At 74.3% G+C, this 13,163-nt stretch carries 14 protein-coding genes; 6 read left to right on the forward strand and 8 right to left on the reverse strand.

Going from position 1 to position 13,163, the window contains the following annotated elements; genetic code table 11:
• Positions 1-28: 28 nt before the first annotated feature.
• Positions 29-394 carry a 1,2-phenylacetyl-CoA epoxidase subunit PaaB gene (paaB, locus tag ACI784_RS08285; RefSeq protein WP_456923114.1) on the reverse strand — a complete coding sequence of 122 codons (366 nt, stop codon included), beginning with the start codon at positions 392-394 and terminating at the stop codon, positions 29-31.
• On the reverse strand, positions 391-1,350 hold the full coding sequence (gene paaA, locus ACI784_RS08290; RefSeq protein ID WP_457013111.1) for a 1,2-phenylacetyl-CoA epoxidase subunit PaaA: 960 nt from the start codon (positions 1,348-1,350) through the stop codon (positions 391-393). The genes paaB and paaA overlap by 4 nt, the downstream gene beginning before the upstream one ends.
• Positions 1,351-1,467: 117 nt before the next feature.
• Here paaA and paaK point away from each other — a divergent pair, with 117 nt between their 5' ends.
• From paaK to ACI784_RS08315, 5 genes are all read left to right on the forward strand, one after another.
• Complete coding sequence (gene paaK / locus ACI784_RS08295; RefSeq protein ID WP_457013112.1) at positions 1,468-2,841, forward strand: phenylacetate--CoA ligase PaaK; 1,374 nt, start codon at positions 1,468-1,470, stop codon at positions 2,839-2,841.
• A gap of 25 nt (positions 2,842-2,866) precedes the next feature.
• Complete coding sequence (locus tag ACI784_RS08300) at positions 2,867-3,463, forward strand: TetR/AcrR family transcriptional regulator (protein WP_456923117.1); 597 nt, start codon at positions 2,867-2,869, stop codon at positions 3,461-3,463.
• A gap of 44 nt (positions 3,464-3,507) precedes the next feature.
• Positions 3,508-4,341 carry an alpha/beta fold hydrolase gene (locus ACI784_RS08305; RefSeq protein WP_456923118.1) on the forward strand — a complete coding sequence of 278 codons (834 nt, stop codon included), beginning with the start codon at positions 3,508-3,510 and terminating at the stop codon, positions 4,339-4,341.
• Between the two features lie 117 nt (positions 4,342-4,458).
• Complete coding sequence (locus ACI784_RS08310; protein ID WP_456923119.1) at positions 4,459-4,698, forward strand: hypothetical protein; 240 nt, start codon at positions 4,459-4,461, stop codon at positions 4,696-4,698.
• Positions 4,699-4,821: 123 nt separating this feature from the next.
• Positions 4,822-5,349: a DUF6653 family protein gene (locus ACI784_RS08315; protein ID WP_457013113.1), complete on the forward strand. Its 528-nt coding sequence runs from the start codon at positions 4,822-4,824 to the stop codon at positions 5,347-5,349.
• A gap of 44 nt (positions 5,350-5,393) precedes the next feature.
• On the opposite strand, the gene ACI784_RS08320 is transcribed toward ACI784_RS08315, so the two are convergent.
• The 5 genes from ACI784_RS08320 to glnT are packed head-to-tail and all read right to left on the reverse strand — an operon-like array spanning position 5,394 to position 10,843.
• Complete coding sequence (locus ACI784_RS08320; protein ID WP_457013114.1) at positions 5,394-6,512, reverse strand: FAD-dependent oxidoreductase; 1,119 nt, start codon at positions 6,510-6,512, stop codon at positions 5,394-5,396.
• Positions 6,509-7,813 (reverse strand): FMN-binding glutamate synthase family protein, encoded by a 1,305-nt coding sequence (locus ACI784_RS08325; RefSeq protein ID WP_456923122.1) that lies wholly within the window; start codon positions 7,811-7,813, stop codon positions 6,509-6,511. The genes ACI784_RS08320 and ACI784_RS08325 overlap by 4 nt, the downstream gene beginning before the upstream one ends.
• An 11-nt stretch (positions 7,814-7,824) precedes the next feature.
• Positions 7,825-8,568, reverse strand: a complete 744-nt coding sequence (locus ACI784_RS08330) for a GltB/FmdC/FwdC-like GXGXG domain-containing protein (protein ID WP_456923123.1) — start codon at positions 8,566-8,568, stop codon at positions 7,825-7,827.
• Positions 8,556-9,449 (reverse strand): hypothetical protein, encoded by an 894-nt coding sequence (locus ACI784_RS08335; RefSeq protein WP_457013115.1) that lies wholly within the window; start codon positions 9,447-9,449, stop codon positions 8,556-8,558. The genes ACI784_RS08330 and ACI784_RS08335 overlap by 13 nt, the downstream gene beginning before the upstream one ends.
• Before the next feature lie 32 nt (positions 9,450-9,481).
• Complete coding sequence (gene glnT / locus ACI784_RS08340; RefSeq protein ID WP_457013116.1) at positions 9,482-10,843, reverse strand: type III glutamate--ammonia ligase; 1,362 nt, start codon at positions 10,841-10,843, stop codon at positions 9,482-9,484.
• Between the two features lie 500 nt (positions 10,844-11,343).
• Between glnT and ACI784_RS08345 the strand changes: the two genes are divergently transcribed.
• The gene (locus ACI784_RS08345; RefSeq protein ID WP_457013117.1) at positions 11,344-11,628 is read left to right on the forward strand and encodes an SDR family oxidoreductase; all 285 of its coding nucleotides are present in this window, start codon (positions 11,344-11,346) and stop codon (positions 11,626-11,628) included.
• Between the two features lie 144 nt (positions 11,629-11,772).
• Here the strand turns inward: ACI784_RS08345 and ACI784_RS08350 are convergent, their stop codons facing one another.
• Positions 11,773-13,101, reverse strand: a complete 1,329-nt coding sequence (locus ACI784_RS08350; protein ID WP_457013118.1) for an ammonium transporter — start codon at positions 13,099-13,101, stop codon at positions 11,773-11,775.
• Positions 13,102-13,163 lie beyond the last annotated feature (62 nt).

The raw sequence follows: 13,163 nt of genomic DNA on the forward strand, positions 1-13,163 counted from the left end.
TTGCGAGCGGTGGGGGCAGGGGGTCCTCTCACATGTGGGGGACGTTCTCCGGGATCTCGTAGAACGTCGGGTGGCGGTAGACCTTGTCGCCGCTCGGGGCGAACAGCGGGTCCTTCTCGTCGGGACTGGAGGCGGTGATGTCGGCGGCCCGGACCACCCAGATGCTCACGCCCTCGTTGCGCCGGGTGTAGAGGTCGCGGGCGGCGTCGATCGCCATCTCGTCGTCCGGGGCGTGCAGCGAGCCGACGTGCACGTGGTTGAGCCCGCGCTTGCCGCGCACGAACACCTCGTACAGCGGCCAGTCGCGACGGCTGACGGCCGGCGCCGGCGCGACCGGCACCTCCGGCCCCGTGGGGACGGCGCCGTGCCCGCCCTCGGCGGTCACGTCGCTCACGACGCGGCGTGCTTCCGCGCGTAGGCGGTGGCCGCCTCGGTGACCCAGGCGTTGTCGTCGCGGGCGGCCCGGCGCCTGCGGATGCGCTCCTCGCTGCGCGGGCCGCCGCCGGCCAGGACGCGCTTGAACTCGTCCCAGTCGATGGCGCCGAAGCGGTGCGTGCCGGTCTCCGGGTCCAGCCGCAGCTCCGGGTCGGGCAGCGTCACGCCGAGGAACTCCGCCTGCGGCACGGTCATGTCGACGAACCGCTGGCGCAGCTCGTCGTTGCTGTGCCGCTTGATGCCCCACGCCATCGACTGGGCGGAGTTGGGGCTGTCGGCGTCCGGCGGGCCGAACATCATCAGCGACGGCCACCACCAGCGGTCGACGGCGTCCTGCACCATCGCCCGCTGCTCGGGGGTCCCGCGCATCATCGTCATCAGCAGCTCGTAGCCCTGCCGCTGGTGGAACGACTCCTCCTTGCAGATGCGGATCATGGCCCGTGCGTAGGGGCCGTACGAGGATCGGCACAGCGGCACCTGGTTGCAGATCGCCGCGCCGTCGACCAGCCAGCCGATGACGCCGACGTCGGCGTAGGTGAGCGTCGGGTAGTTGAAGATCGAGCTGTACTTCTGCTTGCGCTCGATGAGCTTGTCGGTGAGGTCGGCCCGGTCGGCGCCGAGAGTCTCCGCCGCGGAGTACAGGTACATGCCGTGCCCGGCCTCGTCCTGCACCTTGGCCAGCAGGATCGCCTTGCGGCGCAGGCTGGGCGCGGCCAGCAGCCAGTCGCCCTCGGGCTGCATGCCGATGATCTCCGAGTGCGCGTGCTGCGCGATCTGCCGGACGAGCGTCCTGCGGTAGCCCTCGGGCATCCAGTCCCGCGGCTCGATCCGGTGCTCGGCGGCGATGGTGGCGTCGAAGTGCTGCTGCAGGGCCGCCTCGTCGGCGGCCGGCCGGTCCAGCGTCGGAGCGGACACGGGTCCTCCTCACAGGCATTTACTGACCGGGCGGTCAGGAATAGTGTGACCCAGAGCACCCGAGGACCACAAGCGTCCGGGCCGATCGCCCGGCACCGACCCCAGGGACGGCCGACGATGACGACGACCGACGCGACCCCGACGGCGACGCCCCCGGACGCCGGCAGCGCCCGGCGCCTGGGCGAGGCGCCCGACCCCGCGACGCTGGACCCCACGGAGCGGATGGGGCTCGACGAGCTGCGGGCGCTGCAGCTGACCCGCCTGCAGGAGACGCTGCACCGCGTCTACGAGCACGTCCCCCACTACCGGCGGGCCTTCGACGAGGTGGGCGTGCACCCCGACGACTGCCGGTCGCTGGCGGACCTCGCGCGGTTCCCGACCACGAGCAAGGCCGACCTGCGCGACAACTACCCGTTCGGCATGTTCGCCGTCCCCCGGGACCAGGTCCGCCGGGTGCACGCCTCCTCCGGCACGACCGGCCGGCCCACCGTCGTCGGCTACACCGAGGACGACATCGACACCTGGGCGACGGTCATGGCGCGGTCGATCCGGGCGGCCGGCGGGCGGCCCGGCGACGTCCTGCACAACGCCTACGGCTACGGGCTGTTCACCGGCGGGCTGGGTGCGCACTACGGCGCGGAGCGGCTCGGCTGCACCGTCGTCCCGGTGTCCGGCGGGATGACGCCGCGGCAGGTCCAGCTGATCACCGACTTCGGGCCGCGGGTCATCATGGTGACGCCGACCTACATGCTGGCCCTGGTCGACGAGTTCGAACGGCAGGGCCTGGACCCGCGGGCCAGCTCGCTGGAGATCGGCATCTTCGGGGCCGAGCCGTGGACCGAGCAGATGCGCCGGGAGATGGAGGAGCGCCTGGGCATCCACGCCGTCGACATCTACGGGCTCTCCGAGGTGATGGGCCCCGGCGTCGCGCAGGAGTGCGTGGAGACCAAGGACGGCCTGCACGTCTGGGAGGACCACTTCTTCCCGGAGGTCATCGACCCCCTGACCGGTGAGGTGCTGCCCGAGGGCGAGGTCGGCGAGCTGGTGTTCACCTCGCTGACCAAGCAGGCGATGCCGGTCGTCCGGTACCGCACCCGCGACCTCACCCGGTTGCTGCCGGGCACGGCGCGGCCGGCCATGCGCCGCATGGAGAAGGTCACCGGCCGCACCGACGACATGATCATCCTGCGCGGGGTGAACCTCTTCCCCACCCAGATCGAGGAGGTCGTGCTGCGGACGCCGGGGCTGTCCCCGCACTTCACGCTCGTGCTGTCCACGCAGGGGCGGATGGACGCCCTCGCGGTGCACGTCGAGGCGCGACCGGACTGTGCGCCGGAGCGGCGCGACGAGGCCGCACGGGAGGTGGCGGCGGCGGTGAAGCAGACGGTCGGGGTGAGCGTGGACGTCGCCGTCGTCGACCCGGAGACGCTGCCCCGCTCGGTGGGGAAGCTGAAGCGGCTCATCGACCAACGCGAGCGGACAGGGGCGTGAGCATCGCAGCGAGCGAGGTGCTGCCGTGACCGCAGCGGTCCGCCGTGGGCGGCCCGGACACTCGCTGGAGTCGCTGCTCCCGGTCGCCGTCGAGCTGTTCAACGAGCGCGGCTACGAGGCCACGACCATGGACGAGCTGGCCGCCCGCCTCGGCGTCACCAAGTCGGCGATCTACCACCACGTGCGCAGCAAGGAGGAGCTGCTGCGGCTGGCCGTCGACCGGGCGCTCGACGCGCTGTTCGCCGTCACCCGCGAGCCGGCGGCGACGACGGGGGCCGCGATCGACCGGCTCGAGCACGTCGTCCGGGGCTCGGTCCGGGTGCTCGCCGCGGAGCTGCCGTTCGTCACGCTGCTGCTGCGCGTGCGGGGGAACTCGGCGGTCGAGCGCGCCGCGCTGCAGCGGCGGCGGGAGTTCGACCGGCTGGTCACCGACCTCGTGCGCGCCGCCGAGGAGGAGGGCAGCGTGCGGCCTGACGTCGACCCCGCGGTCACCAGCCGGCTGCTGTTCGGGACGGTCAACTCGCTGGCCGAGTGGTACCGGCCGGACGGCGGCCTGCCCCCCGGTGCGCTCGCCGACGCCGTCGTCGCGGTCGCCTTCTCGGGGTTGCGCGCCGCCCGCTGACCGGCTGGGTGGCGCGGGGCGGCCCACGGGGTCAGGGTCGCGGGATGGACGGCTTCCGGCGCGAGGGCATGGTGTTCGACGTCCGGGACGGCGGCCCGCCCGACGGCGACCCGGTCGTGCTGCTGCACGGCTTCCCGCAGGACTCCACCGCCTGGGCCGCGGCCGCCGCCGGCCTGCACGCCGCGGGCCTGCGCACGCTGGCTCCCGACCAGCGCGGCTACTCCCCCAGCGCGCGCCCCACCGGACGCTCGGCCTACCGGGTGCGCGAGCTCACCGCCGACGTCCTGGCCCTGCTGGACGAGGCCGGGCTGGGCAGCGCCCACGTGGTCGGCCACGACTGGGGCGGCATCGTCGGGTGGGCGCTGGCCGCGTGGCACCCGGAGCGGGTCCGCACGCTGACCGCGCTGTCGGTGCCGCACCCGGCGGCGATGGCCCGGGCGATGCTCACCAGCGACCAGGCGCTGCGCTCGTACTACGTGGGGCTGTTCCAGGTGCCGTTCCTGCCGGAGCGGCTGCTGCTGGCCGCCGGCGGCGAGCCGCTGCGCCGGATGTTCCTGCGCAGCGACCTGCCGCTGGACGTGTGCGAGCACTACGTGGCCCGCATGCGCGAGCCGGGCGCCCTGGCGGCGGCGCTGGCCTGGTACCGGGCACTGCCGTTGAGCGCCCGCGACACGGTCGGCACGGTGCGGGTGCCGACGCTGCACCTGTGGAGCACCGGCGACGCGTTCCTGGGCCGCACCGCCACCGAGGCCACCCGCGACTTCGTCGACGCCCCCTACCGGCTGGAGGTGTTCGACGGCCTGACCCACTGGATCCCCGAGCTCGCTCCCGACCGCGTCGCCGAACTGGTCGTCGAGCACGTCCGCGCGCACCCCTGACCGCGACCGCGGCCGTCCAGGTCAAGAGGCCGGGCACACGCGGCCGGGGCGGGCAAGAGGGAACCGTCACAGGCCGCCCGTCCCTCTGCGTGGTCAGACGGTGGCACAGTGTTCCGGGTGCGGAGTGACTACGTGGTCGGGGCGAAGCGGATCGTCGCCGTCGGGCCGACCTCCGTCGTCGGACGGCGGGACGATGACCAGCCCGCCGGGGTGGCGCACGCCGTCCCCCGCGCCGCCGCCACCGGGCGCGCCGTCGCCGTCTGCGGCACCGAGGTGATCCCGCTGCCGAACCGGGACTGGCAGCTGCCGACGGTGGGCGTGCTGCGCTGCGCCGACTGCGCGGAGCACGCCGCGTAGGCCCGGCGCCTCATCCGCTGCGTGCGAGGCACGGGCGGCGCCGGGGCGTCACCCTCCCCGGGAGCCGTGGGCCGACGGGCCCCTTGCCCGGAAGGGGATGCCATGTCATCACCGAGGACTGGCGTGGGGAGCTCCGGCGCGGGCACCGACGCCCGGCTGGCCCGGTTGTTCGGCCTCCAGGGCGACAGCTGGATGCGGCACGCCAACCCGGTCAGCGTCTGGACCCGGTTCGCCGTCCTCCCGCTCCTGGCGCTGTCGGTCTGGAGCCGGGACTGGATCGGCTGGTGGTCGCTGGTCGCGGTCGCCGCGTCGGTCGTCTTCATGGTGGTCAACCCGCTGCTGTTCCCGCCGCCGGCGTCCACCCGGAACTGGGCGTCGAAGGCGGTGCTGGGCGAGCGGGTGCGGTCCGAGACGGCGCGCGCCGACCTCCCCGCGCAGTTCCGGTCCGCGCGGGCGGAGGTGGTGACCTACGCGTTCCAGGTGGCGGGCCTCGCCCAGCTGACCTACGGCCTGGCCGTGCTGGACCCGCTGGCCACCGTCGCCGGGCTCCTGCTCGTGCAGTGCGCCAAGGCGTGGTTCGCCGACCGGATGGTGCTGCTGTTCGAGGACGTGAAGGCGCGCCGTCCCGAGTACGCCGCCTGGGAGTACTGAGCGGAGTGGCCCGGGAGCGGGATCCGCTCCCGGGCCACTCCGCGTCACACCGTCGCCGCCGCCGGGAGGGCGAAGCGGGGCTCCGCGGCCGCGCGGTCCAACGCGAGGTCGGCGGCCAGCTCGCCGACGAGCGCGGCGAACTTGGCCCCGTGGCCCGAGCACGGCGAGACGACGACGACCGGTCCGACCCGGTCGAGCACGAAGTCCTCGGTCGGGGTGGTGGTGTAGAGGCAGCTGCCCTGCGCGATCGGCTCGGGGGCCAGCCCGGGCAGGAACTCCTCGACGTACCGGACGACCCGCTCCCGCGACGCCGGGTCGACCCGGCCGTCCCGGGTGGCCGCCGTGGTGGCGGTGCCGCCGTCGTGCTGGGCGACCTTGAACGCCGGGCGCGGGCCGCCGTCGGCGCCCGAGGGCAGCCCGAACAGCTGCAGCTCCCCCTTGTGTACGAACGTCGGCCAGGCGGCGCCGGGGTCCCGCAGTGGGAAGTGGAACACCTGCTGCTGGGTCACCGTGAGCCGCGGCAGGGCCAGCGGCACGCCGACCTCCGGCGCCAGCTCGGGCAGCCACGGCCCGGCGGCGAGGACGACCCGGTCGGCGGCGACCGCCGGGCCGTCGGTGCGCAGCAGGACACCGTCCCCCAGCGGCTCGGCGCCGAGGACCCGGGTCCGCCCGAGCACCGTGCCCCCGAGCTCACCGACCCGGCGCACCCAGGCGGCCACCGCGGCGTCGGCGTCGAGGACCGCTGCCTCGGGGTGGAACAGCACCGGCCCGTCGAAGCGCATCCCCGGCCAGCGCGCCTCGGCGTCGTCCGCGGACAGCAGCTCGTGCGGCACGCCCTCCCGCCGCATCAGCCCGGCCAGGCCGGCCGGGTCGCGCGCCGCGCCGTGGTCGAGCCCGCCGGTGGTCTGCAGCAGCGTCGTCCCGGTGTCGGCCTCCGCCTCGGCCCAGCGGTCGAACGCCCGCCCGGTCAGCCGCACGTAGAACGGGTCGGCGTAGGCCCGCCGGACGATCCGGGACGTGCCGTGCGAGCTGCCGTGCACGTGCCCCGGGTCGAAGGCCTCGACCAGCGCCACCGACACCCCGCGCCGGGCCAGCTCCCACGCCGTCGCGGCGCCCATGAGGCCCGCGCCGACGACCGCGACCTCGACCCGCAGGTCGGTCACAGCCCCCGCCCGGGGACCCACGAGGTGCCGGCCAGCGGGACCCGCGCCATGGCGGCGGCCTCGATGGTGAGCGCGACGAGGTCCTCGGGCTCCAGCGAGTGCAGGTGGGCCTTGCCGCAGGCGCGGGCGATGATCTGCGCCTCCATCGTCATCACCCGGATGAAGTTGGCCAGCCGGCGGCCGCCGACGACCGGGTCGAGGCGGGCGGCCAGCTCGTCGTCCTGGGTGGTGATGCCGGCCGGGTCGCGGCCGGCCTGCCAGTCGTCGTAGAAGCCGGCCGCCGAGCCCAGCGCCCGGTACTCCTCATCGAGCTGCGGGGAGTTGTCGCCGAGGGCGATGAGCGCGGCGGTGCCGATCGCGACGGCGTCGGCGCCGAGGGCCATGCACTTGGCGAGGTCGGCGCCGTTGCGGACGCCGCCGGAGACGATGAGCTGGACCTGCCGGTGCAGCCCCTCCTCCTGCAGCGCCTGCACCGCCTGCGGCAGCGCCGCGAGCGTGGGGATGCCGACGTTCTCGATGAAGACGTCCTGGGTCGCGGCGGTGCCGCCCTGCATGCCGTCGAGCACGATGACGTCGGCGCCGGCCTTCGCCGCGAGCTTCACGTCGTAGTAGGTGCGGCTGGCGCCGATCTTCACGTAGACCGGCTTCTCCCAGTCGGTGATCTCCCGCAGCTCCCGGATCTTGATCTCCAGGTCGTCGGGGCCGGTCCAGTCGGGGTGCCGGCAGGCGCTGCGCTGGTCGACGCCGACCGGCAGGGTGCGCATCCCGGCGACCCGCTCGGTGATCTTCTGGCCGAGCAGCATGCCGCCGCCGCCGGGCTTGGCGCCCTGGCCGAGCACGACCTCGATGGCGTCGGCCATGCGCAGGTGGTCGGGGTTCATGCCGTAGCGGGAGGGCAGGTACTGGTAGACGAGGTGCTTGGACTGGCCGCGCTCCTCCTCGGTCATCCCGCCGTCGCCGGTGGTGGTCGACGTCCCGACCTCGCTGGCGCCGCGGCCCAGGGCCTCCTTCGCCCGGCCGGAGAGCGCGCCGAAGCTCATCCCGGCGATGGTCACCGGCGTGGAGAGGTGCAGGGGGTAGGTGGCGTTGCGGTCGCCGAGGACGACGTCGGTGTCGCACCGCTCGCGGTACCCCTCGAGCGGGTAACGCGACATCGAAGCGCCGAGGAAGAGCAGGTCGTCGAAGTGCGGCACGCGGCGCTTGGCGCCGCCGCCGCGGATGTCGTAGATGCCGGTCTCGGCGGCGCGCTGGATCTCGGCGATCGTGGTGCGGTCGAAGGTGGCGGACTCGCGGAGGGTCATGGCTGCGCTCCTCAGTACGCCGAGGCGTTGTCGACGTGGAAGTTGTAGAGACGGCGGGCCGAGCCGTATCGGCGGAACTCCCGCGGGTCGGCGTCCAGGCCCGCGGCGGCGAGGAGGCCGGCCAGCTCGGCGAGGTGCTCGGGCCGGACCTCCTTCTCGACGCAGTCCGCGCCGAGGCTCTTCACCGAGCCGGCCACGTAGATCCGGGCCTCGTAGAGGGAGTCGCCGAGCGCGTCGCCGGCGTCGCCGCAGACGACCAGCCGGCCGGCCTGGCCCATGAAGGCGCTCATGTGCCCGACGTCGCCGCCGACGACGATGTCCACGCCCTTCATCGAGATGCCGCAGCGGGCCGCGGCCGAGCCCTCGACCACGAGCAGCCCGCCGTGCGCGGTCGCGCCGGCCGACTGCGAGGCGTTGCCCCGCACCCGCACGGTGCCGCTCATCATGTTCTCCGCGACGCCGACGCCCGCGTTGCCCTCGACGGTCACCGTCGCGGTCTTGTTCATGCCGGCGCAGTAGTAGCCGACGTGCCCCTCGATGCGGACGTCGATGTCGGCGTCGAGGCCGACCGCGAGGCTGTGCTTCCCGTCGGGGTGGGTGACCCGCCACGACGGCGCCTTCTCGGCCACGTCGCGGGCGTGCAGCGCGGCGTTGAGCTCGCGCACGCCGGCCACCGACAGGTCGACGAGGGCGGGTTCGGTCAGTTCGGTGAGTTCCACCGGGGTGGGGTCGAGGGACGTGCTCAGCGCTGCCATGCGTAGACCTCTTCCGGCTCGGGCTCGAAGATGCGGGCGTTGTCGATGCCGGGCAGGCCGGCCAGGGCGCGGTACTCCGACGCCATCGCCACCCACTGCGGGGTCTCGGCGACCACGGCGGGCTTGCAGGCGATGGCGTCGCGGACGACGGCGAAGCTGTCCCTGGTCGACACCAGCAGCGTGTAGAAGCCGTCGAAGCGCTCGCACAGCAGCTTCAGCGACGTCGACAGGTCGTACCCGGCGGCCAGCTGCGCGGCGACGAACCGGGCGCCGACCTCGGAGTCGTTGTCGCTGTCGAAGACCGCACCGGCGGCCGCCAGCTCGCGGCGGATGGTGGCGTGGTTGGCGAACGAGCCGTTGTGCACCAGGCACTGGTCGGTGCCGACGGAGAACGGGTGGCAGTGCGCCGGCGTCACCGCCGACTCGGTGGCCATCCGGGTGTGCGCCACCCCCTGCCAGCCCTGCGCCGCGGGTAGGCCGAACTCGGCGGCCAGCGCCTGCGGGTGGCCGACCCCCTTGAGGACGGCGACCTCCTCGCCGGCGCCGATGACCAGGGCGCCCGGCACCGTCTGCCGGACCGCGGCGGTCAGGGTCTGCGGATCGGTCGCGGCGTGCACCACCAGCGTCTGGCCGGCGTCGACCACCTCCGCCTCCGGCAGGGGCGCCCGGACGGCGGCGGCGACGTCGTCCGCCGTCCGGTCGCCGGCCAGCAGCGAGACGGCGGACCGCCCCGGCGGCGACCAGCGCGGGTCGCCGTAGACGGCGACGCCGGCGGAGTCCGGGCCGCGCTCGGTGACCTGGCAGAGCATGCCGGTCAGCAGCTCGCCGAGCCGGGGGTACAGGGAGGGCTCCCGCAGGTGGAGCCCGACGATCCCGCACACGTCAGTGGGTTTCCTCTCTCTGGTTCTGCCGGTCAGAAGGCGGTCACGTAGCGGTCGACCTCCCAGGGGGTCACCTGCCCGTGCCACTCGAAGAACTCGTCGCGCTTGAGGCCGGCGAAGTAGCCGGCCACGCCCGGGCCGGCGACGTCGAGGGCCCCGGCGACGACCGGGTCGGCCTCCATCGCCTCGACCGCGTGCAGCAGGGTCGGCGGCAGCGGGTTGCTGCGGGTGGCGCCGGGGTCGCCGGGGTCCAGCCCGCGGCGGACGCCGTCGAGCCCGGCGGCGAGCGCGGCCGCCGCGGCGAGGTAGGGGTTGGCCGAGCCGTCGCCGCCGCGCAGCTCCACCCGGTTGCCGTCGGGCACCCGCAGCAGGTGGGTGCGGTCGTTGCCGCCGTAGGTCGCCGTCCGCGGGGACCACGTGGCGCCGGAGCGGGTGGAGCTGGCGCCGGTGCGCTTGTAGGCGTTCACCGTCGGGGCGAGCACCGCCTGCAGGCCGCAGGCGTGGTCGAGCAGGCCGGCGACGAAGGAGTAGGCCAGCGGGGACAGGCCCAGCCCGCGCGGGTCGCCGGCGTCCGGGAAGGCCGCCTGGCCGTCGCGCCACAGCGACAGGTGCATGTGCAGCCCGCTGCCGGTGCGGTCGGTGAACGGCTTGCCCATGAAGGTCGCGGTCATGCCGCGCTGCTCGGCCAGCACGCCGAGCAGGTACCGGAGGGTGACCACCCGGTCGGCGGTGGTCAGCGCGTCGGCGTAGGCGAAGTTCTGCTCGAACTGGCCGTTGCCGTCCTCGTGGTCGTTGGCGTAGTTGCCCCAGCCCAGGGAGTTGATCGCCTTGGACACCTCGGTGAGGTGGTCGTACATGCGGGTCAGGCCGCGGGCGTCGTAGCAGGGGCGCGCGGCGGTGTCCTTGGGGTCGGCCGGGCGCAGGGCGCCGTCGGGGCCGCGCTCGACGAGGAAGTACTCGACCTCGGCGCCGACCTTGAGTTCCAGGCCGAGCTCGGCGGCGCGGGCCAGCTGCTCCCTGAGGATCACGCGGGGCGCGTACGGCCAGGGCCGGCCCTCGACGTGCGGGTCGCAGTGCACGATCGCGAGGCCGGGCTTGATGAAGGGCACCGGCATGTAGGACGACGGGTCGGGGATGGCCATGAGGTCGGGGTCCCGCGGCTGCTGGCCCATCGCGCCGACCGCGTAGCCGGCGAACCCGACGCCCTCGGTCTGCAGCTCCTCGACCGCCTCGATCGGCACGAGCTTGGCGCACGGCTTGCCGGTGAGGTCGACGAACAGCGCCATGACGAACTCGATGCCGTCGGCGCGGGCGCGGGTGGCGAGGTCGGTCTCGACGGCGGCGGCCGGCCGCGGCGCGGGCGGGGCGTCGGGGCGGGTGGCGGTGAGCGACACGGGAGCCTCCTGGCGTTGCGTCCACTGAGGTGAACTGCTGTCGCCTGAGAGTGAACTCGCGCCGGGTTTCCGACCGGTTACCGCCGCGGGGAGTTCGTGTTGCCCGCCGTCCCAGACCCGCGGCCGGGTGCCGGGCCCCGCCCGGCCCGCTCCTGCGGCCGGCTGCCCGCCTCTGCGGCGGTGCGCCACCGCAGGAGTACGCGAACCACCGCGACAGTGGGCCGGCGGAGCGTCGGCGCGGCGACGAGTTCCCGCGCCCGGCGCAGTCGGAGTCCGGGACACCGATCGGGGAGGGCTCGTGGGACGGTTCGACGGGAAGGTCGCCTTCATCACCGGCGCGGGGCGGGGCCAGGGCCGCAGCCACGCCGTCCGGCTGGCCGGCGAGGGCGCGGACGTGGTCGCGGTCGACCGGTGCGCGCCGATCGACACGGTGGCCTACGACCTGGCCACCGCCGAGGACCTCGCCGAGACCGCCCGCCTGGCACGGCGTGGTCGGGCTGATGCGCACGTGGGCGAACTGGCTGGTCCTGCACGGCGTCCGGGTGAACTGCGTCACCCCCTCGGGCGTCGCGACGCCGATGGTGCTCGACCCCGCGGTCGAGGCGCTGTTCGGCGGGGGCGGCGGCACCCCGGCCAAGCCGGTCGACGACGTCCGCAACCTGCTCGACGTCACCCTCGTCCAGCCCGAGGACGTCAGCGCCGCGGTCGCCTTCCTCGCCTCCGACGAGGCCCGCTACGTCACGGGCGTGGCGCTGCCGGTGGACGCCGGGATGCTCGTGCGCTGACCCGTCCGGCCGTTCCCGCGAGCACCCCCGGCGCGGCCCTCCGACAGCACTGCGGGCGTTCCTCGCGCCCCGCGGGTCCCGCACGACCCGGGATGCGCGGAGAACGCCCGCAGTGTGGCGTCGGCAGGGCGGCGAACTCCCCCGTCAGGCCGGCGTGGGGGCGGCGGTCGGCGCCGGCGGCACGTGGTCGGGGCCGTAGACGCTGGGGGTCACCCGCGTCGGGCTCGCCCCGCGGTCGAGGTCGTAGGCGGACTCCGCGTGGACCGAGACGTCGAGGCCGGCGTCCTCCGCCGCGGGGTCGACGCGCAGGCCGATCGTCCGCTGCAGCACCCAGGCGATCGCGTAGGTCATCACGAAGGAGAAGGTGCAGGTGGCCACGATCGCCACCAGCTCCCGCCAGACGATGTCCCAGCTGCCGCCGAGGAGGACGCCGGTGACACCACCCGGCGCGTTGGAGGCGCCGATCAGCATGACGCAGACGGTCCCGGCGATGCCGCCGACGCCGTGGACGGCGAACGCGTCGAGGCTGTCGTCGATGCCCAGCCGGGTCTTCCACGTCACCGCCCAGGCCACGACGGCGCCGGAGACGAAGCCGACGACCAGAGCGCCGAGGGAGTTGACCGCGTCGGCGGACGGCGTGATGCCGACCAGGCCGGCGATCGCCCCGGAGGCCATGCCCAGGGTGGTGGCGTGCCGGTCGCGGATCCTCTCCACGAGCAGGAAACCGAGGATGCCGGTGGACCCGGCCAGGAGCGTGGTGAGGACGACGTACTGGGCGGTGAAGTTGGCCCCGCCCGCGGAGCCGCCGTTGAAGCCGAACCAGCCGAACCAGAGGATCCCGGCGCCCAGGACGACCAGCGGCATGTTGTGCGGCCGGTGGGTCGGCGCGCGGCGCTTGCCGAGGACCATGGCCAGCGCCAGCGCGGCGACGCCCGCGTTCATGTGCACGGCCGTCCCGCCCGCGAAGTCGTGGAGCTGCAGCACGTTGCGCATCCACCCGCCGACGACGCCGCTCCCCTCGTCGTCGAAGGCGAAGACCCAGTGCGCCAGCGGGAAGTAGACCAGCGTCAGCCAGACGGCCGAGAAGACCAGCCAGCCCCCGAACGTCATCCGGCCGGCCGCGCCACTGGCGACGATGGCGACGGTGATGGCCGCGAAGAGGATGAAGAACGCGGTCCAGTAGACGCCCTCAGCGCCTCCGGAACCGCCGTCCTCGTGGAAGCCGGCGAGGCCGAGGTGCTCGACCGGGTTGCCGATCAGCCCCCAGCCGCCCAGCGAGTCCCCCGAGACGAGCCCGTAGCCGTAGAGGACGTAGAGCACGCTGGTCACCGCCAGCGTGCTCATCACCATCATGAACATGTTCAGCACGTTCTTGCCGCCGAGCATCCCCCCGTAGAAGAGGGCGAGCCCGGGGAACATCAGCAGGACCAGCGCGAACGCCGCCAGGAGCCACGCCAGGTCGGCTGCGGGCATGAGAGGTCTCCTCGGGTCGTCCGGGCGTGGACGTGCCACGCCGCGGGAAGGGTGGGGGTGCG

This window comes from Geodermatophilus sp. SYSU D01186, from assembly GCF_054050215.1.

What these genes read in the sequence shown, in the direction of transcription:
- paaK (WP_457013112.1), top strand. Translation starts at nt 1,468, where the DNA reads ATGACGACGACCGACGCGACCCCGACGGCGACGCCCCCGGACGCCGGC.
- ACI784_RS08305 (WP_456923118.1), top strand. Translation starts at nt 3,508, where the DNA reads ATGGACGGCTTCCGGCGCGAGGGCATGGTGTTCGACGTCCGGGACGGC.
- ACI784_RS08325 (WP_456923122.1), bottom strand. Translation starts at nt 7,813, where the DNA reads ATGACCCTCCGCGAGTCCGCCACCTTCGACCGCACCACGATCGCCGAG.
- ACI784_RS08330 (WP_456923123.1), bottom strand. Translation starts at nt 8,568, where the DNA reads ATGGCAGCGCTGAGCACGTCCCTCGACCCCACCCCGGTGGAACTCACC.
- ACI784_RS08345 (WP_457013117.1), top strand. Translation starts at nt 11,344, where the DNA reads ATGCGCACGTGGGCGAACTGGCTGGTCCTGCACGGCGTCCGGGTGAAC.
- ACI784_RS08350 (WP_457013118.1), bottom strand. Translation starts at nt 13,101, where the DNA reads ATGCCCGCAGCCGACCTGGCGTGGCTCCTGGCGGCGTTCGCGCTGGTC.